Source organism: Shewanella subflava (assembly GCF_025971955.1).
GTDB classification, from domain to species: Bacteria; Pseudomonadota; Gammaproteobacteria; order Enterobacterales; family Shewanellaceae; genus Shewanella; species Shewanella subflava.
The window spans coordinates 82,571-103,387 of record NZ_JAPDMX010000025.1 but is presented as its reverse complement, the minus strand read 5'-3'; the positions used below and the strand labels follow the sequence as shown (position 1 = coordinate 103,387).

21 protein-coding genes and 1 tRNA gene are annotated in these 20,817 nt (G+C 43.3%); 17 read left to right on the top strand and 5 right to left on the bottom strand.

Features of this window, described 5'->3' with window-relative positions:
• Window positions 1–2 precede the first annotated feature (2 nt).
• The 4 genes from OHT75_RS10810 to OHT75_RS10795 all read right to left on the bottom strand — a co-directional run bounded on the left by OHT75_RS10810 (window position 3) and on the right by OHT75_RS10795 (window position 3,487).
• Window positions 3–79 (bottom strand) — tRNA-Met (locus OHT75_RS10810).
• A gap of 288 nt (window positions 80–367) precedes the next feature.
• A complete protein-coding gene (ychF, locus tag OHT75_RS10805) occupies window positions 368–1,459 on the bottom strand; it encodes a redox-regulated ATPase YchF (RefSeq protein WP_264726485.1) in 1,092 nt (363 codons plus the stop codon).
• 62 nt (window positions 1,460–1,521) lie between these two features.
• On the bottom strand, window positions 1,522–2,109 hold the full coding sequence (pth, locus tag OHT75_RS10800) for an aminoacyl-tRNA hydrolase (protein WP_264726484.1): 588 nt from the start codon (window positions 2,107–2,109) through the stop codon (window positions 1,522–1,524).
• 130 nt (window positions 2,110–2,239) lie between these two features.
• Window positions 2,240–3,487, bottom strand: coding sequence for an FAD-dependent monooxygenase (locus OHT75_RS10795; RefSeq protein WP_264726483.1), 1,248 nt, complete (start codon window positions 3,485–3,487; stop codon window positions 2,240–2,242).
• Window positions 3,488–3,774: 287 nt separating this feature from the next.
• Here OHT75_RS10795 and OHT75_RS10790 point away from each other — a divergent pair, with 287 nt between their 5' ends.
• From OHT75_RS10790 to OHT75_RS10755, 9 genes are all read left to right on the top strand, one after another.
• The gene (locus OHT75_RS10790) at window positions 3,775–4,161 is read left to right on the top strand and encodes a hypothetical protein (RefSeq protein ID WP_264726482.1); all 387 of its coding nucleotides are present in this window, start codon (window positions 3,775–3,777) and stop codon (window positions 4,159–4,161) included.
• 91 nt (window positions 4,162–4,252) lie between these two features.
• The gene (miaB, locus tag OHT75_RS10785) at window positions 4,253–5,677 is read left to right on the top strand and encodes a tRNA (N6-isopentenyl adenosine(37)-C2)-methylthiotransferase MiaB (protein WP_264726481.1); all 1,425 of its coding nucleotides are present in this window, start codon (window positions 4,253–4,255) and stop codon (window positions 5,675–5,677) included.
• Window positions 5,678–5,824: 147 nt separating this feature from the next.
• Window positions 5,825–6,895 (top strand): PhoH family protein, encoded by a 1,071-nt coding sequence (locus tag OHT75_RS10780; protein WP_264726480.1) that lies wholly within the window; start codon window positions 5,825–5,827, stop codon window positions 6,893–6,895.
• Window positions 6,896–6,897: 2 nt separating this feature from the next.
• Window positions 6,898–7,356, top strand: coding sequence for an rRNA maturation RNase YbeY (gene ybeY, locus OHT75_RS10775; RefSeq protein ID WP_406682013.1), 459 nt, complete (start codon window positions 6,898–6,900; stop codon window positions 7,354–7,356).
• Window positions 7,357–7,415: 59 nt separating this feature from the next.
• A complete protein-coding gene (gene corC / locus OHT75_RS10770; RefSeq protein WP_264726478.1) occupies window positions 7,416–8,294 on the top strand; it encodes a CNNM family magnesium/cobalt transport protein CorC in 879 nt (292 codons plus the stop codon).
• Window positions 8,295–8,477: 183 nt separating this feature from the next.
• A complete protein-coding gene (gene lnt, locus OHT75_RS10765) occupies window positions 8,478–10,061 on the top strand; it encodes an apolipoprotein N-acyltransferase (RefSeq protein WP_406682010.1) in 1,584 nt (527 codons plus the stop codon).
• A complete protein-coding gene (locus tag OHT75_RS10760; RefSeq protein WP_264726477.1) occupies window positions 10,051–10,572 on the top strand; it encodes a pilus assembly FimT family protein in 522 nt (173 codons plus the stop codon). The genes lnt and OHT75_RS10760 overlap by 11 nt, the downstream gene beginning before the upstream one ends.
• A gap of 85 nt (window positions 10,573–10,657) precedes the next feature.
• A complete protein-coding gene (locus tag OHT75_RS18005) occupies window positions 10,658–10,795 on the top strand; it encodes a pentapeptide repeat-containing protein (RefSeq protein WP_406682009.1) in 138 nt (45 codons plus the stop codon).
• 165 nt (window positions 10,796–10,960) lie between these two features.
• The gene (locus OHT75_RS10755; RefSeq protein ID WP_264726476.1) at window positions 10,961–11,251 is read left to right on the top strand and encodes a DUF6482 family protein; all 291 of its coding nucleotides are present in this window, start codon (window positions 10,961–10,963) and stop codon (window positions 11,249–11,251) included.
• 10 nt (window positions 11,252–11,261) lie between these two features.
• On the opposite strand, the gene OHT75_RS10750 is transcribed toward OHT75_RS10755, so the two are convergent.
• Window positions 11,262–11,762: a zinc ribbon-containing protein gene (locus OHT75_RS10750; RefSeq protein WP_264726475.1), complete on the bottom strand. Its 501-nt coding sequence runs from the start codon at window positions 11,760–11,762 to the stop codon at window positions 11,262–11,264.
• A gap of 138 nt (window positions 11,763–11,900) precedes the next feature.
• On the opposite strand from OHT75_RS10750, the gene leuS reads away from it, so the two are divergent.
• The 8 genes from leuS to rodA all read left to right on the top strand — a co-directional run bounded on the left by leuS (window position 11,901) and on the right by rodA (window position 20,815).
• Entirely contained in the window at window positions 11,901–14,480 is a 2,580-nt protein-coding gene (gene leuS / locus OHT75_RS10745) for a leucine--tRNA ligase (RefSeq protein ID WP_264726604.1), read from the top strand.
• A 131-nt stretch (window positions 14,481–14,611) separates the two neighbouring features.
• Entirely contained in the window at window positions 14,612–15,106 is a 495-nt protein-coding gene (locus OHT75_RS10740) for an LPS-assembly lipoprotein LptE (protein ID WP_264726474.1), read from the top strand.
• Window positions 15,107–16,138, top strand: a complete 1,032-nt coding sequence (gene holA / locus OHT75_RS10735; protein WP_264726473.1) for a DNA polymerase III subunit delta — start codon at window positions 15,107–15,109, stop codon at window positions 16,136–16,138.
• Between the two features lie 16 nt (window positions 16,139–16,154).
• Window positions 16,155–16,808 (top strand): nicotinate-nucleotide adenylyltransferase, encoded by a 654-nt coding sequence (gene nadD / locus OHT75_RS10730; RefSeq protein ID WP_264726472.1) that lies wholly within the window; start codon window positions 16,155–16,157, stop codon window positions 16,806–16,808.
• A 132-nt stretch (window positions 16,809–16,940) separates the two neighbouring features.
• The gene (rsfS, locus tag OHT75_RS10725; protein WP_188840475.1) at window positions 16,941–17,270 is read left to right on the top strand and encodes a ribosome silencing factor; all 330 of its coding nucleotides are present in this window, start codon (window positions 16,941–16,943) and stop codon (window positions 17,268–17,270) included.
• Entirely contained in the window at window positions 17,270–17,740 is a 471-nt protein-coding gene (rlmH, locus tag OHT75_RS10720; protein WP_188840474.1) for a 23S rRNA (pseudouridine(1915)-N(3))-methyltransferase RlmH, read from the top strand. The genes rsfS and rlmH overlap by 1 nt, the downstream gene beginning before the upstream one ends.
• A gap of 98 nt (window positions 17,741–17,838) precedes the next feature.
• Window positions 17,839–19,698, top strand: coding sequence for a penicillin-binding protein 2 (mrdA, locus tag OHT75_RS10715; protein ID WP_264726471.1), 1,860 nt, complete (start codon window positions 17,839–17,841; stop codon window positions 19,696–19,698).
• Between the two features lie 4 nt (window positions 19,699–19,702).
• Window positions 19,703–20,815: a rod shape-determining protein RodA gene (gene rodA, locus OHT75_RS10710; protein ID WP_264726470.1), complete on the top strand. Its 1,113-nt coding sequence runs from the start codon at window positions 19,703–19,705 to the stop codon at window positions 20,813–20,815.
• The last annotated feature ends 2 nt before the right edge of the window (window positions 20,816–20,817 follow it).

Genomic DNA, 20,817 nt, shown 5'->3' with positions numbered 1-20,817 from the left:
TATGGTAGCAATGGCGGGACTTGAACCTGCGACCCCAGCATTATGAGTGCTGTGCTCTAACCAGCTGAGCTACATTGCCACTATATTTTCGCTGCCCTCTTAGCGAGGAACGGGGCGTATTATGCTTATTCGATGTATCTAGGTCAACTGCTTTTTTTCGCTATTTTCATCATTCTTGCTTATTCGGCTATTACTTCACCAAACTGAATAATGTTCCAACGAATTTCTGCCCTAAAAACCACTTTTGTATACGACCACAAAATATAACGGCTAGATTTGATATTGTGGCGTAGCTATTCAAGCCAACTTACGATGTATAAAATCTATACAAACAGGTAAATTAAGGGATAAGCTACGCCAAATATCTTTATACGTTGAATAAGAAATGCATAACATCGCCATCTTTAACGACGTATGTTTTACCTTCTACACGTAATTTACCCGCTTCTTTGGCACCAGCTTCACCTTTGTAGGTAATAAAATCTTCGTAAGCCATCACTTGCGCACGAATAAAACCTTTTTCAAAGTCGGTGTGGATCACGCCAGCAGCTTGTGGCGCTGATGCCCCTACAGGCACAGTCCAGGCACGCACTTCTTTTACACCAGCGGTAAAGTAAGTTTGTAAATTAAGTAAACTGTAACCACCACGAATAACACGGTCAAGACCTGGCTCTTCAATACCTAAATCAGCCATAAACTCTTCACGCTCATCCGCTTCCATTTCTGCCAGCTCGGACTCAATCGCAGCACATACTGCTACAACCACAGCGTTTTCTTTTGCAGCAATCGCTTTAACAACATCTAAATGCGGGTTGTTTTCAAAACCATCTTCCGACACGTTAGCAATATACATGGTAGGCTTTAAGGTCAAAAAGTTTAAGTATGCAATGGCTGCTAACTCTTCTTTTGCCAAGTCTAACGAACGTAGCATATGGCCTTCATCTAAAGTTGGACGCATTTTTTCTAATACTTCCACTTCAAACTTAGCGTCTTTATCGCCACCTTTAGCTTTCTTTTGCTGACGGAATATCGCACGTTCTAAACTGTCTAAATCTGCTAATGCTAACTCGGTATTGATCACGTCAATATCGCCAGCGGGATCAATTTTGTTCGCTACATGGACAATGTTAGGATCTTCAAAACAACGTACCACATGACCAATAGCATCGGTTTCGCGGATGTTAGCTAAAAACTTATTACCTAAGCCTTCACCTTTCGATGCACCTGCAACCAAACCAGCAATGTCAACAAATTCCATTGTAGTTGGTAGTATACGCTGCGGTTTAACAATGGCGGCTAACGCATCAAGACGCGGATCCGGCACTGGCACAACACCTGTGTTTGGCTCAATAGTACAAAACGGGAAGTTTGCCGCTTCAATACCTGCTTGTGTAAGTGCATTAAACAGCGTTGACTTACCGACGTTTGGCAAACCAACAATGCCGCATTTAAAACCCATATGCATACCTTTATATGTAAAATTATCACATTGATAATGACGTTCGAATTATGATCGTTAAGCTATTCAGCTTTAAACGAATGTAGTCTGGTCATGGCTTTCACCATATTTTCTTTGTATAAAATATCAGTTGCACGTACAGCTTCATCTATTGCCGCAGTGATTAACTCTTGCTCATTTGCGGGCGCTTTGCCTAACACATAACCGCTGACTCGGTTTTTATCACCAGGATGACCAATGCCAATCCGTAAACGGTGAAAGCCTTTGTCGTTAGCTAAGCTAGAAATAATGTCCTTAAGACCATTATGACCACCATGCCCGCCACCTAATTTAAATTTTGCCACGCCAGGAGGCATGTCTAACTCATCATGGGCGACTAAAATCTCTTCAGGCAAAATTCGAAAAAAGTTCGCTAATGCCGATACGGACTTGCCGCTAAGATTCATAAAAGTGGTCGGAATTAACAAGCGCACATCACGATGATTAATCGTTACCCTTGCGGTTAATCCAAAATATTTGCTTTCAGCCACCAGTTGCACATTATAAACGCGCGCGAGCTCTTCAACATACCAGGCACCAGCATTGTGGCGGGTTTGCGCATACTCAGCACCGGGGTTTGCTAACCCTACAATTAATTTAATGTGACTCATGACTACCTAAATTTTTGTATAAATAACCTGTAATGTATGCCGCACTGCAGCCTTAAAGCGCGGCATTTTAACACTCAATTTGGTCTGCAACAAACACCCATTCACCTGAACATTTTTAAAGCAATTAAATCTAGTTTAAACCTAACGCATACCTGAGCACTTTTTGCTTTAAAGGACTCTCTAGATTAGCTAACTTTAACGCCCCATTTCGCAGTAATTTTAGCGGCAGTAAATCATTACTAAACCCAGCATAAAACATATCCATTGCACTCATCATCAATTGATTATCTGCATACCGGGCATTTTGATAACGTTTTAACACGATATCATCCCACCACACTTCGCCCTTACCGATTGCACTGGCGATTTGAGTAATCAATACATCGACATCTTTAAAACCAATGTTCACCCCTTGCCCGGCTAAAGGGTTAATGGTGTGAGCTGCATCCCCCAAGATAACCAAGTTAGCTTGATAATATTGCTGTGCATGACGGCGGGTTAACCCAAAGCTTCCCTTGGCTTGCACGCTAAAGTTTGGATCCAACCTTTTGGGAAAATGCGTTTTAATTTGCTCGGCTAGTTGCACATCACTTAGTTGCATCAATTGATTTATTTTGGCTGCTGAGTCATACCAAACTAAAGACGCATGGTTCCCCGGAAGGGGGAGTAAACTTCGTGGACCTTGCGGGGTAAATTGCTGCCAGGTAACGGATTGCTGTGGTGTTTGTGTCACAATATTTATCAGCATAGCTGACTGAGCATAATCCCATCCGGTGATACCTATACCTGCCCATTTTCTGACCTGAGAGTTTGCGCCATCGGCTCCAACCAGCAATGACGTACCTAAGATGGTGCCGTCATCGAGTAACACTTCAATAGCATGAGGATGATCATTTGACGCGGCTACTCTGGTAAACTGTGCCACCTTCGCGGGGCAAAAAAGGGTAACATTCTTTAACGCATCGATTTGCTGCCATAAACATAACTGAATGAGTCGATTTTCAAAAAAGTAGCCCAAAAGTGGCTCGCCCACCTGCTCTGCCGTAAACTGAGTCATGCATCCTTCCATCTCCCAGGTCTCCAGACCGGTATAAGGGACATGGCGAAGTGTTAGCAATTCGTCCATCACACCTAAGCGTGATAATAATTGTGCTGATGCGACACTAATAGCTGATACCCGTACGTCAAGAGGCTGCTCACCATCAAAGGCTTTTGGCTGCCTTGCTTCAATAACCGCCACTGACAATCCTAATTGCCCCAAGCCTATGGCAACAGCCGCACCCACCATGCCACCACCATTAATCACAACATCATAGTGATGAACAGAGGTATGAATATCAGAGCGACCTTCGACAGATGAAGATTGAGTATGAGGCATAACGCTTCCTTGAATAAAAAACTTCAGCCAAATATGCTCACCCGCGCCAATACTGACTAAATTGTGAACAAATATTGCTGTTACGGGGTTTAGCCACACTTGGTTACAAAGGTGACATATTTAACACGTACTTTAGGCATAAAGTTAACCTGTCTTACTTAAACGAGTACTCAAAATGCTCAAAGTAGATAACCAATGTTCCACGTTCAATCAGCCAATGATGGCTAAATTAATGCGCGATAGCTTACAAACCTTAGTTTACAAGCGATGCGCTAAGCGAGGAAGTCATGAAACGTTATCAAGATAGCATCAATCGATTTACCACTACTTTAAACGTTTGCGTTATCGCAACAGGCATGATGTTAGCAAGCACTGCCATTGCAGAGAATAGCAGCAATCTAACCACAGCATCGGCAACGAGTCCAAACATGGAAATCATTACGGTAACGTATCGCAATGCGTTCGATTATGCCCTATATCAACAAACCACGGAAATACTGGCAAACTTTAATCGCGATCTAGAGCAAAAAATCGTCCTTGAAGCCCGCAGCCAGTCACAGGATATGGCGGCTGACTTTGGCGTGTTTGTTGCAAACTCAACAGCTAAATTGCCTGCTTATCAAGATGCGATTAATTCACTACCAAAAACAAGGGTATTGTCTCAGCCAGAGTAATATTAGCGAAACTCGCACAAAGGCTAGCCACAGGGGCCGACAACAGGTAAAATATCGCGCTATTTTTACTATAGGTTACCGGCGAGCAGTGATGAGTAAAAAACTTCATATTAAAACCTGGGGCTGTCAAATGAATGAGTATGACTCTTCAAAGATGGCTGATTTATTAGACGAATACCAAGGCTACACCTTAACTGAGGATGCCAGTGAAGCAGACGTATTGCTGCTTAACACTTGTTCTATTCGCGAAAAAGCGCAGGAGAAGGTTTTCCATCAATTAGGCAGATGGAAAACCTTAAAAGATAAAAAACCCAATTTAATTATCGGTGTGGGCGGCTGTGTGGCGTCTCAAGAAGGTAAAGCCATCAAAGATCGCGCCCAATGCGTTGATATTATTTTTGGCCCACAAACCTTGCATCGCCTTCCTGACATGATTGATCAAATTCAACGTGGCGAAAAAGCGGTTATCGATATCAGTTTCCCTGAAATTGAAAAGTTTGACCGTTTACCAGAGCCACGAGCAGAAGGCCCGACGGCGTTCGTATCAATCATGGAAGGTTGCAGCAAGTATTGTTCATTCTGCGTAGTGCCTTACACCCGCGGAGAAGAAGTCAGTCGTCCTGTCGATGACGTGATTCTTGAAGTCGCGCAACTTGCAGAGCAAGGTGTACGTGAAGTTAACCTTTTGGGGCAAAACGTTAATGCGTTCCGTGGTGCAACCCATGATGACCAAATTTGTACTTTTGCTGAACTGTTACGTTTAGTTGCCAGTATTGATGGCATTGACCGTATTCGTTTTACCACAAGTCACCCGATTGAATTCACACAAGATATTATTGATGTGTATGAAGACACACCGGAATTAGTCAGCTTCTTGCACTTACCAGTGCAATCGGGTTCTGACCGTATCTTAACCCAAATGAAGCGTGGCCATATGGCGATTGAATACAAATCCATTATTCGTCGTTTACGTAAAGCCCGTCCGGATATTCAAATCAGCTCTGACTTTATTATCGGTTTCCCTGGTGAAACCCAGCAAGATTTTGAAGACACCATGAAGTTGATTGAAGATGTCAGTTTTGACCACAGCTTCAGCTTTATTTACAGTGCCCGTCCAGGTACACCTGCTGCAGACTTACCCGATGATGTCTCTGATGAAGAGAAAAAGCAGCGTTTAGCCATTTTACAAGACCGTATTACCCAACAAGCGATGCGCTATAGCCGTCAGATGCTAGGAACGGTACAGCGGGTATTGGTTGAAGGTCCATCGGTTAAAAACCCCATGGAATTACGCGGCCGCACTGAAAACAACCGCGTGGTTAACTTTGAAGCGCCACACTCAAGCATCGGTGGTTTTGTAGACGTTGAAATTGTTGACGTATACACCAACTCTTTACGCGGTAAATATATTCGCGGTGAAGCCGAAATGGATTTACGCCGTAGCTTACGCCCTGCTGAAATTCTTGCAAAACATAAGCAAGATGATGAATTAGGTGTGACCCAATTTAAACCTTAAGCATGGTTTAAGCGTATTGGAATACGATAAAAAGGTGGCTGGTCCACCTTTTATTTTTTTACGTATCAATAACAGGTGCTAGAAAAAATCTGAGTACCTACGTAAACTGTTTTTAATTACAGAAAATAATTGTTATCGGAGCCTTATTTGTCCACTAAAGTGACCACCATGAACTTGTATCTTGAACCATCAGATACACGCCGCTTAGTTTCACTCTGCGGCCCATTTGACGACAATATAAAACAGATCGAACGTCGCTTAGGTGTGGAAATTATTCATAAAAATAATCATTTCACCATTGTAGGGTTACCGCGAAACGCCTTAAGCACGAACAATTTACTTAAGCAGCTTTATATTGAAACGCAAACGATAAAAGGCAGTACCCCAGATTTAGAACCCGACATGGTGCATGTGGCCATTCAAGAAGCCATAGCCCTTGAAGCTGATGACGGCATGGATGATTCAGGCATTAATATCAAAACCAAACGCGGTGTCATTAAACCTCGCACCCCGAATCAAAGCGTGTACATGCATAACATTGCTCGCCACGATATTAGTTTTGGTATTGGCCCCGCTGGTACAGGTAAAACCTATTTAGCGGTAGCTGCAGCGGTTGATGCCTATGAGCGCCAAGAAGTTCGTCGAATTTTACTCACCCGCCCAGCGGTTGAAGCCGGAGAAAAATTGGGTTTTTTACCCGGTGATTTAAGCCAGAAGGTCGACCCTTATTTACGCCCGCTTTATGATGCTTTATTCGAAATGATGGGCTTTGAAAAAGTTGAAAAACTGATTGAGCGTAGCGTGATTGAAGTAGCACCATTAGCTTACATGCGCGGCCGAACGTTAAATGATGCGTTTATTATTTTAGATGAAAGCCAAAATACCACAGTAGAGCAAATGAAAATGTTCTTAACCCGTATTGGCTTTAACTCCCGTGCGGTGATTACCGGCGACATTACACAAACCGACTTACCTCGTGGTCAAAAATCCGGCTTACGTCATGCCATTGAAGTGCTAAGCGAAGTGCCTGAAATCAGCTTCAACTTTTTCATGTCACAAGATGTGGTTCGTCATCCAGTGGTGGCGCGTATTGTTGAAGCATACGAAGCGTTTGAACAAAAAGAACAAATTGAAAAAGCGGCAAAAGAGAAAGCGTATCAAGAGCGTGAACAAAAACGCCAACTTGCAGCCCTTGATAATGCGAGCCAAGCCAAATGAGTATGATTGGTTTAGATTTAGATCTGCAAATTGCAGTAGAAGCTAACAACTTACCGACCCAAGCTCAGTTTGAGTCATGGGTACGCTTAGCGGTAGGCAGTACAATGCCTGAGGTCGAACTGACGATTCGTTTAGTCGAATCAAGTGAAAGCCAACAGCTAAATCATACTTATCGAGGAAAAGACAAACCCACAAATGTGTTATCTTTTCCTTTTGAAGCCCCAGCTGAAATCGACCTGCCACTATTGGGTGATTTAATCATCTGTGTGGATGTGGTAGAAAAAGAAGCACTGGAGCAGAATAAATCGTTAGAAGCCCACTGGGCACACATGGTCATACATGGCTGCTTGCATTTGCTAGGTTATGACCATATTATCAACGAAGAAGCAGAGGAAATGGAATCTTTAGAGACCCAACTCCTTGAACATTTAGGTTTTTCAGACCCCTATAAGGAAGCATAAATAAATAGCTTGCCTGGCGATGGCCCACTGCCTGCCCTGTTAACTATTTAGGAACTATTATGAGTGATGATATCCCCCCGAGTACAAACGCCTATAAGAAAAGTTGGTTCGATAAATTTAACCAATTATTCCAGGGCGAACCTCAAAATCGCGAAGACTTAGTGGACGTGATTTCAGGCGCAGAACAACGCGACTTGATCACCGAAGACACCCGCGAAATGATCAAAGGTGTGTTAGAGGTCTCTGACCTTCGCGTGCGCGACATTATGATCCCACGTTCACAAATTGTTACTCTCCAAATCGACTGCTCTGTCGATGAGCTGTTAGAAACCGTTATCAGCTCGGCTCACTCTCGTTTCCCTGTGGTCAATGAAGACAAAGATCATATTGAAGGTATTTTGCTGGCAAAAGACCTGTTGAAATATGGTTTTAAAAATTCAGATGTCCCTTTCACGCTATCTCAAGTTATCCGCCCTGCGGTGGTTGTGCCTGAGAGTAAGCGGGTCGATGTATTATTAAAAGAGTTCCGTTCACAACGTTATCATATGGCTATCGTTGTAGATGAATATGGTGGTGTGTCTGGTCTGGTGACCATTGAAGATATTCTTGAAGAGATCGTTGGCGAAATTGAAGACGAATTTGATCATAGCTCAGTTGAAGACACTGAAGTGAAAAAAATTAGCAACACCGTCTTTATTGTTAAAGCGTTAACTGAAATTGATGATTTTAACGAAGCATGTGGTACTCACTTTAGTGATGAAGAATTTGATACCGTCGGCGGGTTAGTGTCACACGCATTTGGTCATTTACCTGAACGTAACGAAACCATCATGATCGATAACATTGAGTTTAAGGTTACCAATGCAGATACGCGACGTTTGATCCAATTAAGAGTCAAACTGCCCGAACCTGACAGCCTAAATCATTCTGACGATTAATCGATCACCCAAAAAATGACATCAATGAAGCAGCTTTAATGATAATGAAGCTGCTTTTTTATTACGATCTCATTTAAAATTGGCCAACGTTGTCATTTCGCCTAAAACAAATCTGACATATTCAGAAAACACGCATTCTCTAACAAGATGATGATTAATACCACACGATAAATAAGGCTAGTTGTGCTGAATAAATTATTACCTCATTCTCAATCAAACTTACTCAGTTTAATCAGTGCATTTGCTGCTGGTGCAAGTACTTCACTTTCATTTGCCCCCTATGGTTTATGGCTGCTTATGCCTATCGCCTTAGCATTTGCGTTATGGCAAAGTCAGCAACTTATTGGCAAGCATGCCTTTCGCTACTGGCTGAGTTTCGGCTTTGGTACCTTCGCCGTTGGGATCAGTTGGGTGCACGTGAGCATGGCCACATTTGGCGGTCTCCCCTTAGCGGTATCATTAGCATTAATGGCTATTTTATCCTTATATTTAGGACTTTATCCGGCATTAGCGGGTTACTTACTCAATAAAATTATCCCCCCACAATCGGCTTCGTCCACCTATGGGGTATTAGCGTTTAAATATTTAGGTCTCTTCCCTGCGTTATGGATAATCACCGAGTGGCTTCGCGGCTGGGTGTTAACTGGATTCCCATGGTTATGGGTGGGTTACAGTCAAACCAATGGTCCATTGAGTGAATTGGCCAGCATCATTGGCGCGCTCGGACTCAGTTTTGTGTTAGCTATTATCGCAGGCGCGGTCATGCTAGTAACACACAAACGCTTACTGCCTGTGATAGCCGTGTTATCGGTTGTGATCATTGCGACGTTCATCACCCCACATATCAACCCGGTAACCGCCACTGGAAAATCGGTAAAAGTAGCATTAGTCCAAGGTAATATCGCCCAAAGTATGAAGTGGGAACCCGAAGCATTATGGCCAACCATGCTCAAATTTATGGATTTAACCCGCAATCATTTTGACGAACAATCAAGTGTGGATATTGTGATTTGGCCTGAAGCCGCCATCCCAGCCCCAGAAGCGATGGTTGAAGACTTTTTATTTAATGCCAACCAAGTCGCTAACTTAAACAACACCGCAATTATCACAGGCATTATTAGCCGTGAAGAACATGACTTTTATAACTCTTTAATCGTCCTAGGCAATCATCACAGCAAGCAACAACCTAGCGCAGATTATCAAATAAACGGCGATAATGAATTCAGAAAACACCACTTATTGCCAATTGGTGAATTCGTGCCTTTTGCTGAACTGTTAAGACCATTAGCCCCGTTTTTCAATCTGCCCATGAGCTCTTTTCAACGCGGTGATTTTATTCAACCGAATTTGTCGGCCGCTGGATATAAAGTGGCTCCGGCAATTTGTTATGAAATCGTCTTTCCAGAACAGGTCAGAGATAACACCCTAATCGATACAGACCTATTATTAACGGTTTCCAATGACGCTTGGTTTGGCACCTCTAATGGCCCATTACAGCATATGGAAATAGCCCAAATGCGTGCAATTGAAATGGGCAAACCTCTATTACGCGCGACTAACAATGGCGTAACGGCTATTGTTGACCCCTATGGCAATATCATTGACAGTTTGCCACAATTTGAAACAGCGGTTTTAGTCAGTGAAGTGGCACTTTATCAAGGTGAAACTTGGTTTAAACGTATTGGACAACTTCCCTTATTAATTCTATGCTTACTGTTAATCTTTATTGCAATATCATTAGGATACCGAGGTCGCCGTGCCGTTTAACCTTCACTTACCGACACGCTTAAGCCATCATAATCAGCAAGGATTTACCTTAATCGAGCTGGTTGTTGTGATTATTATTTTAGGTATTTTGGCGGTTATCGCAGCGCCTAAATTTTTAAACTTAAGTACTGATGCCCGTATTAGCACTTTGTCTGGTTTATCCGCATCGGTAAAAACGGCTAACTCATTAGTGTATGCAAAGTCACAAATGCCGAGCCTACAAGTGCAAGCCGTTGCTGGACGTGATGATTTAATCGATATTGATTTAGAAGGCGATGGCATTTTTGAAACCCGTTTAAAATGGGGCTATTTAGACAATACCGACATTGAAAAATGGATCGAACTGGATGACAGCTTTACTGTTCAATATCAAGGTATAGCCAACACCTATATTGGTTACGATAAGGATGGAAATGGTCAAGTCACCAACGACAATTGCTACTTCCACTATACCCAAGCCGCTAATGCCACTACCCCGCCAGCCTATGCCATTGTCAGCAGTGGCTGTTAAACAAGTGACTGAAACTCAGCGACCTTAAAAGCCCCTTTTTTGCGTCTATTTACTTGTAATAGCCTTGCTATTAAAGTAAATAGACATGACTAAGAATGCGGCAAGGGATTTACATCCAAGGCTAACCCAGGCAGTTAACTTAAGCGAAGTTAACCTGAGCGGAGTTAACCTGAGCGGAGTTAACCTGAGCGGAGTTAACCTGAGCGGAGTTAATCTGGGCTGAATTAATTTGAGTAAGTTAATTTAAGCTAAGTGACAACACCAACACACTAAACCCAATCTTCCACAACGCGATTTATACTCGACCTATTTTGTATAAAAATGAACCAGCCATTAGTTTGCTACGTAATGCATGATGATAACAAGCCAGTATATGTGGGAGCTCAAAATGCAATTATCAGAAATAAAGCAAGCCATCGAAGTTCAGCCATTACATCCGACTATCATCAGCTATGCGGATTCAAACCATTACTTGTTAGGTGTGAAAGATGATAAGGGTAATTTTCGCAGTGCCCGCTGTAAAGATGGCAAACTATTAAGTCTTAAATCCATAAAACAGGCAGAAGAGTTACTCAAGTTACAAGGTATTCGTTACGCCATCATCGAAATGCAAACCGCCTATGATGAAATGATTGGCAATAGCTACAACAACCATTGCCGCTATCGCGTTAATTTCTAGTAGGCTGAGGTTAGGGTGACAATGGCTCTCGTGAAAAAGTGTCACTGTCACATTGTGGGCAGTCGGGAATAACCCCTGGGAAATCAATTTGCATTTGATGGCCACAATGGTCGCAGGTCAGCATGCCCTGATTGATAATTTCCCCTGACTTATAACACCCATGATGCTTGAAGTCCTGTTGTAACTCGTGCCACTGCACTTGACTCCTGTCAGTGATTTCACTTAACCACTGCCATAAGGTATTTTCTAAGGCGATAGCTGTTGGGCTAAAGCTAATATCGTCTGCAGTTTGTTGTTTTAAATAGCTAGCGATGTCACGCTTTAAAAATTCTTCTACTAAAGCGAGCTCTTGTTCGTTGGCCTGCGATTTGAGCTGTAAATAGTTTTTTCCTTGGGTGATAGACTTAAACAAACTTTTAGCAGTCAATGAGTTATCTTGATTAAACTGTTGCTTAACTTGCTCAATTAATGCCTGATATAAGGCTAATAATGCTGAACTTCTTCCACTCATATTCAATACTCCTTAAGACGAACCTTTTTAAAGCATCACTTCTAGTTTATTCTATGCAGTTATTCATCACGCGAATGCGCGTTAGATCAAACAATACGTGCAAATCCAACAATGGGCGGCATGGCCGGAAATAGATTGATGCAAGAGCAATATAATCCTTTAGAGATTGAAGCCTTAGTGCAAAAGCACTGGCAAGACCAAAAAACCTTCGAAGTGACTGAAGATGAGACCAAAGAGAAGTTTTACTGCCTCTCTATGTTCCCTTATCCGTCAGGCCGCCTTCATATGGGACACGTCCGTAACTACACCATAGGTGATGTTGTCGCTCGTTACCAACGTTTACAAGGAAAAAATGTCCTGCAGCCTATTGGCTGGGATTCATTTGGCCTGCCTGCAGAAAACGCAGCAATCAATAATAAAACCTCCCCAGCGCCATGGACTTATGAAAATATTGAGTACATGAAGAACCAACTTAAACTATTAGGTTTTGGTTACGACTGGAGTCGTGAAATTGCCACTTGTACCCCTGAATACTATCGTTGGGAACAATGGTTTTTCACTAAGCTGTATGAAAAAGGCTTAGTTTACAAAAAAACCTCATCGGTTAACTGGTGTCCAAATGACGAAACCGTACTGGCCAATGAGCAAGTACAAGACGGTTGTTGTTGGCGCTGTGATACTGAAGTGGTTCAAAAAGAAATTCCACAGTGGTTTATTAAAATCACTGATTACGCAGAAGAGCTATTGAACGACATCGATACTCTAGAGGGCTGGCCTGAACAGGTAAAAGCCATGCAGCGTAACTGGATTGGTCGCAGCGAAGGTATTGAAATGACCTTCGAAGTGGAAAATAGCCAACAAAGTTTCGATATTTACACGACCCGACCTGATACCGTGATGGGCGTGACCTATGTGGCAATCGCTGCTGGTCACCCTTTAGCCGTTCAAGCCGCGGCCAATAATCCTGCCTTAGCTAAGTTTATTGAAGAATGTAAGAATGCAGACACCACTGAAGCTGCGATGGCTTCGATGGAGAAAAAAGGCGTCGCAACGGGTTTAAACGCAGTGCACCCTATCAGCGGCAAGCTTGTTCCTATCTGGGTCGCAAACTTTGTCTTGATGAACTACGGCACTGGCGCAGTCATGTCTGTTCCAGCACATGATCAACGCGATTATGAGTTTGCTAAAAAGTATGGTTTAGCCATTCAAGCGGTGATCAAGCCAGTTGATGGCGAGGTTGATATCAGTGAAGAAGCCTTTACTGACAAAGGCGTGTTATTTAACTCAGGTGAACTAGACGGTTTAGATTTTCAAGCTGCATTTGAAGCCATTAACACTAAACTCACCACCGAAGGCAAAGGCAAGCGTCAAGTGAACTTCCGTTTACGTGACTGGGGCGTTTCTCGTCAACGTTACTGGGGCGCGCCAATCCCGATGGTGACCTTAGAAGACGGCACCGTCATGCCTACGCCTGAAGACCAACTTCCGGTTATTTTGCCTGAAGACGTGGTAATGGATGGTATTCAAAGTCCAATTAAAGCAGATAAAGCCTGGGCAGAAACCACAGTAAATGGCCAAATAGCGTTTCGCGAAACAGATACCTTTGACACCTTCATGGAATCATCGTGGTATTACGCACGTTACTGTAGCCCACATGCTGACCAAATGTTAGATCCCGCTAAAGCCAACTATTGGCTACCGGTGGATCAGTACATTGGCGGTATTGAGCATGCTTGTATGCATTTATTGTATTTCCGTTTCTTCCATAAATTGCTACGTGACATGGATTTAGTTAACTCAAACGAGCCAGCTAAGCAATTATTAACCCAAGGCATGGTATTAGCAGACGCTTACTACTACACCAACGATAAAGGCGCACGCGTGTGGGTTTCACCACTGGATGTCGCTAACGTTGAAAAAGATGACAAAGGCCGTGTAATAAAAGCTGTCGACAAAAATGGTAACGAGTTGGTTTATACCGGCATGTGCAAAATGTCGAAGTCTAAAAACAACGGTATCGACCCGCAAGTGATGGTAGAAAAATACGGTGCCGATACTGTTCGCTTATTCATGATGTTTGCTTCACCACCAGAATTAACCCTTGAGTGGCAGGAGTCTGGCGTTGAAGGGGCTCATCGCTTTATCAAACGTTTCTGGAAACTGGCTAGCGATCATATTGCAACAGGCAAAACAGAAGCGTTAGATGTCAAAGCGTTAAACGGTAACCAAAAAGCGCTGCGTCGTGAATTGCATAAGACGATTGCTAAAGTCAGCGATGACATTGGCCGCCGCCAAATGTTTAACACGGCTGTTGCTGCGGTAATGGAATTAATGAACCACTTGCTTAAAGCGCCGCAGGAGTCTGCTCAAGACCGCGCCTTGATGGCAGAAGCATTATCAGCAGTAACCCGTTTACTGTACCCTATCGTGCCACACATCAGCTTTAACCTTTGGAAAGAGCTAGGCAATGATAGCGATATTGAAGATAGCCGCTGGCCTGAAGTGGATGAGTCAGCCCTAGTTGAAGACAGTAAACTGATTATTGTGCAAATTAACGGTAAGTTACGTGCAAAAATCACTGTTGCAGCCGATGCTAGTCAAGAACAAGTTCAAGCCCTTGCAATGGACGATGAACACGTTCAAAAACACTCTGAAGGACTCACCATCCGCAAAGTGATTTATGTTCCTGGTAAACTACTTAATATTGTAGCTAACTAGCATATACAACACTCATTAGTCGCAGATGGGCTGCTGAGTGTTTTTACCCATCTTGTGTTAAGCAACACAAGATGGGTATTGATTTTAATTGCCATGTTTTTCATGGATGTAAAAGGACGTCGATAACACTTATGTTGGCAAAACGTATTGGCTTAGCATTACTCTCTCTCACTTTACTTGCCACTGCGGGCTGTGGTTTTAAATTGCAGCGCAGTTATTCGATCCCCGTTGAATTACAACAACTGCATGTAAGCAGTACCGATCAATACAGTGAATTAACACGCTTTGTAAAAGACAGATTACGGATTAACCGTGTCACCTTAGCATCAGCAGCTGAAGATACACCAACCCTCAGACTGGTCAGTGACTCATTAGAGCGCGCCACCCTATCCCTTTACCCAACGGGTAATGTGGCTGAATATGAATTAATCTACTTGGTGACTTTTACTGTTGCGCTGCCCAAGCAAGAGCCTGTCGAATACCAAACTGAAGTACGTCGAGATTATCAAGACGACCCGCGAACCGCACTCGCAAAAAGCCGCGAGATGGAATTGTTAACCCGTGAAATGCGCGTTCAAGCCGCTGACAGTATTATTCAAATCCTTGCTTCAATCGGTAACGAGTAAATGCGGATTTATCCTGACCAGCTTAAAAATAATTTAGCCAAAGTACCGCAAGTCTGCTTGTTGTTTGGTGATGATTTATGGCTAGTTGAAGATTGCAAAAAACAGCTGATTAGCGCAGCAAAAAAACAAGGATTTGATGAAAGAGTCCAACTGACTCAAGATCCGCACTTTAACTGGCATGATTTGATTCAAGAATGGCAATCAATGAGCTTGTTTGCCAGTAGACGTATCATCGAACTGCATTTGCCTAATGGCAAACCTGGCACCGACGGGGCCAATGCATTTCAAACCTTATTACAACAACCTAACCCAGATATTGTATTGATTATTCAAGGCCCTAAAGCAGGGCTAGAACAAACCAATAGCAAATGGTTTAAGTCATTAGATAGCCAAGGGTTATACATTCCCTGTACAACACCAGAAGGGAAACAATTTGAACGCTGGTTAGATAACCGCATTCAGCTTTATAAATTAACCTTACATCATGACGCTAAAGCAATGATGTTTAATCTGTTTGAAGGTAATTTATTAGCAGCAGAGCAAGCCATGCAAATCCTGCAACTGGTGAATCCCGATAAGAATATCAGCGCCGAGCAGCTTAGCGATTATTTTGAAGACCAATCGCGATTTAGTGTGTTTCAGTTAACTGATGCCATTTTAAGTAACCACCAAAAACAAGCCCAGCACATGCTCGCCCAATTACAGGGAGAAGGCACTGCCATGCCCATTTTGATGTGGGCCATTTTTAAAGAAATCACCTTATTACTTAATCTAAAATTGGCGCAAAATCAGGGGGAACCGTTAACCAAACTGTGGGGGCAATACCGCATTTGGGATAAACGTAAGCCATTGTATCAAGCGGCCTTAACACGTTTAGAGTTGCATCATATTGAGCACATGCTCAGCTTAGCCTCCACCTTAGAACTCAATTTAAAACAACATGGCATTGAAGACTGGGTGGGTATGAGCCACTTATGCATTTTATTTGACCCGCGTGCCCACAATCGCCTAGCTCATATTGAGCTTGGCTAGCCGTTAAGGATTGACCATGCGCATCGGTATTTTAGGTGGCACCTTCGACCCCATCCATTTAGGCCATATCCGACCCGCACTCGAAATCAAACAGCAGTTACAGCTGGATGAAGTGTGGCTAATGCCCAATCATATCCCGCCCCATAAGCAATCCACTAATGTTGACAGCCAACACCGACTAGCCATGGTGGAGCAAATTTGTCAGCAATATAATGAGCTCAAACTCTGCGATATTGAAATTAAACGCCACTTACCCTCTTACACTGTGGTGACACTGCAACAATTGCAACAAGCTTACCCACAGCATCAGTTTTATTTCATCATGGGAATGGATTCATTTATCGGTTTACCTAGCTGGCATTTATGGCAACAGTTGTTTGCACTGTGTCACATCGTCCTGTGCCAGCGTCCAGGATGGCAACTGGACGTTGCTCACCCCATGCACACAATACTGCAGCAAAAAGCAATCAGCTGCTCTGCCCACATAGCAAAATTACCAACGACTGACCATCAGCCTACCACTGGGGCAATCATTCCGGTTGATATTAACCTGCAAGATATCTCTTCCACTGTGGTGCGAAAAAAACTGCAACGCCATGAAGATGTGTCTGGGTTAATCGCCCCTTGTACTGAAACCTATATTCAGCAACATCAGCTTTACCTTAGCTAACGCAAACTCTTCTGTTCATTTACACCCTATGCAGAATCTAAAAGGATTATCATAAAGCGCGTTGCTTAATTGCTTCCGCGGGATGAAATTGAGTATAATACTCCGTTAATTTTGACTAGTGAGGTAATTCGAGTGCAAAGCACCGAACTGAAAGATTTCGTCGTCGATAAAATCGAAGACTTAAAAGCAAAAAACATTGTTGTATTAGATGTTAAAAATCAATCAACTATCACCGATACTATGGTGATTTGTACTGGTACATCTAAAACCCACGTTCGCTCAATTGGTGAACACCTTGTGGTTGAAGCAAAAAAAGCTGGCATGCAACCATTAGGCGTTGAAGGCCGTGATAGCAGCGAATGGGTATTAGTAGACTTAGGTGAAGTGATTGTTCATGTGATGCAAGAGCAGACTCGTGAATACTACGACCTAGAAAAACTTTGGGCGAATCCTAACGCCTAATGAAGTTACAACTGATTGCCGTAGGCACAAAAATGCCCGATTGGGTTACCCGAGGTTTTGAAGAATATCAACGTCGTTTCCCTCGGGATATGCCGCTTGAGCTTATCGAGATCCCTGCGGGTAAACGGGGTAAAAATGCTGATATTGCACGCATTTTGCAAAAAGAAGGTGAGTTAATGCTCGCTGCGATAGCAAAAGGCAATCATATTGTAAGTTTAGATTTGCCCGGTAAAAATTGGACAACCCCAGATTTAGCTGAGCAAATGACAAAGTGGCAATTAGATGGGCGTGATGTTAGTTTGCTGATTGGTGGGCCAGAAGGACTTGCCCCTGCTTGTAAAGCCGCAGCAAATCAAAGCTGGTGTTTGTCAGCACTCACATTACCACACCCACTTGTACGTGTACTGATCGGTGAAAGTCTCTACCGTGCATGGAGTATCAATAATAACCACCCTTATCACCGCGAGTAATCAAGGTGAAAATTCATTAAAAGAATTTCATGGTTGTTGACATGACAACACCATTAAAGCGACGCTAAGGTTTCGCTTTACCAACGCTGGAGACCCAAGTGCCGCCAAAGAAGCGCATCACCATGCATGACCATGCCGCCGAGGCCTCGTTATTCAAACGCCGTGCATTTTTCACTTTTATTTGCGTCTTCATTTTACTGAGCGTGCTATTTTCTAACCTGTATCAATTACAGGTCGTCTCCTATAAAGACTACGAAACCCGTTCAAATGACAACCGCATTCGAGTTGTTCCAACTGCGCCAAGTCGTGGACTTATCTTCGACCGTCATGGTCAACTTTTGGCAGAAAATCAGCCATATCATTCGTTAGAAATGATCCCTGAAAAGATAAAAAACCTCGATGAAACCTTTGATGAGCTTAATAGCATTATCGAAATCGACGCCGATGAGCGCGAACAGATAAAAGAAACGCTCAAATTTCATCGCCGTTTTAAACCACTGACCATTAAAGGCAAATTAACCGAAGAGCAAGTGGCGACATTTTCGGTAAACCAACATCGTTTCCCCGGTATCTACGTTGAAGCAGGTTTAAAACGTCATTACCCTTATGCAGAATTAATGACCCATGTACTGGGCTATGTTGGCAAAATTAACACTCGCGACAAAACCCAATTAGAACAGAGTAACAACTGGAAAACCTACGCTGCCACTAAAGACATCGGCAAGCAAGGCATTGAAAAGTTTTACGAGGGCTTGTTACATGGCTTACCAGGGCACTTAGAAGAAGAAGTTAACAACCGTGGCCGGGTAATACGCACATTAAAAGTCACCCCGCCCACGCCGGGAAAAGATATTTATTTGACCTTAGACTTAAAACTGCAGCAAAAAGCCATGGAACTGCTGGCAGGTAGGCGTGGCTCAGTGGTCGCGATGGACCCTCGCGACGGCGGTATTTTAGCTATGGTATCGAGCCCGAGTTATGATGCAAACTTATTTGTGCATGGTATCAGTAGCAAAGGCTATAGCGATCTTCTCAATGATAAATCTCGTCCACTGATTAATCGCGCCACCCAAGGACAATATTCTCCCGCGTCGACCATTAAACCTTTAGTGGCGTTATTGGGGTTAGAAGAACGCGCCATTAACGACAAGACGCGAGTCTGGGACCCTGGTTTTTGGCAGATCCCGGGGGTTGAACGGAAATGGCGAGATTGGAAAAGATGGGGTCATGGTTGGGTAGATGTTTACCATGCCATTGTCGACTCCTGTGATATTTTCTTTTACGACTTAGTCTATAAGATCGGCATTGATAAAATGGCCAATTTTATGGGCAAATTTGGCTTTGGTGAACGCACCAACGTCGACATCTATGAAGAAGTCGCTGGCATTATGCCCTCTCGGGACTGGAAACGATTACGGTATAACCAAGCCTGGTATATTGGTGACACCATTTCAGTCGGCATTGGTCAGGGCTATTGGACAAGTACCCCACTTCAACTGGCTAACTCGACGGCTATTTTAGCCAATAAAGGGCGTCGCTTTACCCCCCATTTACTTAAAACGTTCAAAGACGATACGGTAAAAATTGATGCGCCGGTAGATGAACATGAACCCATTATTCTGAAAAACCCTAAAAACTGGGACATCATTAACGAAGCTATGCGCCAAACCGCTGACAAATCGCGCTTCACCGATGCCACCTATACCGCGGCCATGAAAACCGGTACAGCTCAGGTGTTCTCTGTTGGTCAGGATGAAAAATACGATGCCAACACTGTGGCCGAACATTTAAGAGACAATGCATTAATAGTCGCTTACGCACCATATGAAAATCCGCGTATCGTACTAGCAGTGGTGCTAGAAAATGCCGGTTGGGGGGGCGCAAATGCAGGGCCACTCGCGCGTGCATTATTAGACGAATATATGCTTAGAGATGAATGGGTACTCCCGAATGAATAACCAGATGCATAGTAATACTCATCATCAGAAAAAAAATATCTGGCAAAGGCTGCACATCGATTTACCCTTGTTATCGGGTATTTTGGTATTAATGGCCTTTGGCCTGTTTGTCATTTACTCCGCCAGTGGTGAAAGCATCGCAATGATGGAACGCCAATTAACCCGCATTGGCTTGTCTTTAGTGATCATGATTTCAGTTGCCCAAATCAATCCTGAAGTACTAAAGCGCTGGGCATTACCCATTTATGTTGCTGGTATTATCTTACTGCTTGGGGTGCACTTTTTTGGCACTATCAATAAAGGGGCTCAGCGTTGGTTGAACCTTGGTTTCATGGAGTTTCAGCCGTCAGAGTTAATGAAACTGGCCTTCCCTATTATGATGGCATGGTATATCAGTAAGTTCCCCTTACCGCCTAAAAAGCGTTATCTGGCAGGCGGGGCGGTCATTTTATTAATTCCAACGTTACTAATAGCAAAACAACCTGACTTAGGTACCTCGATTTTAGTCGCAGCATCAGGGGTATTTGTGCTGTTTTTATCAGGAATGAGCTGGTTGATTGTCGGCGGCATCGTCATAGCGGGATTAATTTTCCTTCCTATTCTGTGGTTCTTTTTAATGCACGATTATCAACGCACGCGCGTGCTGACATTATTTGACCCGGAAAAAGATCCCCTCGGCGCGGGTTACCATATTATTCAGTCAAAAATTGCTATCGGCTCAGGTGGCGTATGGGGTAAAGGTTGGTTAGATGGGACTCAATCTCAACTGGAGTTTTTACCCGAAAGACATACGGATTTTATCTTTGCTGTTATCGGTGAAGAATTTGGCCTAATCGGCAGCTTATTTCTATTAACCATTTACCTGTATATTATCGGTCGCGGTTTGGTTATTGCGTCTCGCGCACAGACCAGCTTTGCTCGTCTGCTTGCAGGCAGTATCACCTTGACATTTTTTGTGTATATCTTCGTTAACATTGGCATGGTTTCAGGTATATTGCCTGTGGTTGGTGTGCCATTACCCCTTATCAGTTATGGAGGGACGTCAATGATGACACTAATGATAGGCTTCGGCATTTTGATGAGTATCCAAACTCATAGACGATTTATAGATCGATAGGA

Excerpts from the sequence above, each read along its gene's own strand:
- OHT75_RS10750 (WP_264726475.1), bottom strand. The coding sequence starts at position 11,762 with ATGAGTGGAAGAAGTTCAGCATTATTAGCCTTATATCAGGCATTAATT.
- corC (WP_264726478.1), top strand. The coding sequence starts at position 7,416 with ATGAGTGATGATATCCCCCCGAGTACAAACGCCTATAAGAAAAGTTGG.
- OHT75_RS18005 (WP_406682009.1), top strand. The coding sequence starts at position 10,658 with ATGACTAAGAATGCGGCAAGGGATTTACATCCAAGGCTAACCCAGGCA.
- OHT75_RS10740 (WP_264726474.1), top strand. The coding sequence starts at position 14,612 with ATGTTGGCAAAACGTATTGGCTTAGCATTACTCTCTCTCACTTTACTT.
- ychF (WP_264726485.1), bottom strand. The coding sequence starts at position 1,459 with ATGGGTTTTAAATGCGGCATTGTTGGTTTGCCAAACGTCGGTAAGTCA.
- pth (WP_264726484.1), bottom strand. The coding sequence starts at position 2,109 with ATGAGTCACATTAAATTAATTGTAGGGTTAGCAAACCCCGGTGCTGAG.
- ybeY (WP_406682013.1), top strand. The coding sequence starts at position 6,898 with ATGATTGGTTTAGATTTAGATCTGCAAATTGCAGTAGAAGCTAACAAC.
- OHT75_RS10795 (WP_264726483.1), bottom strand. The coding sequence starts at position 3,487 with ATGCCTCATACTCAATCTTCATCTGTCGAAGGTCGCTCTGATATTCAT.
- leuS (WP_264726604.1), top strand. The coding sequence starts at position 11,901 with ATGCAAGAGCAATATAATCCTTTAGAGATTGAAGCCTTAGTGCAAAAG.
- miaB (WP_264726481.1), top strand. The coding sequence starts at position 4,253 with ATGAGTAAAAAACTTCATATTAAAACCTGGGGCTGTCAAATGAATGAG.
- rodA (WP_264726470.1), top strand. The coding sequence starts at position 19,703 with ATGCATAGTAATACTCATCATCAGAAAAAAAATATCTGGCAAAGGCTG.
- holA (WP_264726473.1), top strand. The coding sequence starts at position 15,107 with ATGCGGATTTATCCTGACCAGCTTAAAAATAATTTAGCCAAAGTACCG.
- nadD (WP_264726472.1), top strand. The coding sequence starts at position 16,155 with ATGCGCATCGGTATTTTAGGTGGCACCTTCGACCCCATCCATTTAGGC.
- OHT75_RS10755 (WP_264726476.1), top strand. The coding sequence starts at position 10,961 with ATGCAATTATCAGAAATAAAGCAAGCCATCGAAGTTCAGCCATTACAT.
- OHT75_RS10790 (WP_264726482.1), top strand. The coding sequence starts at position 3,775 with ATGAAACGTTATCAAGATAGCATCAATCGATTTACCACTACTTTAAAC.
- rlmH (WP_188840474.1), top strand. The coding sequence starts at position 17,270 with ATGAAGTTACAACTGATTGCCGTAGGCACAAAAATGCCCGATTGGGTT.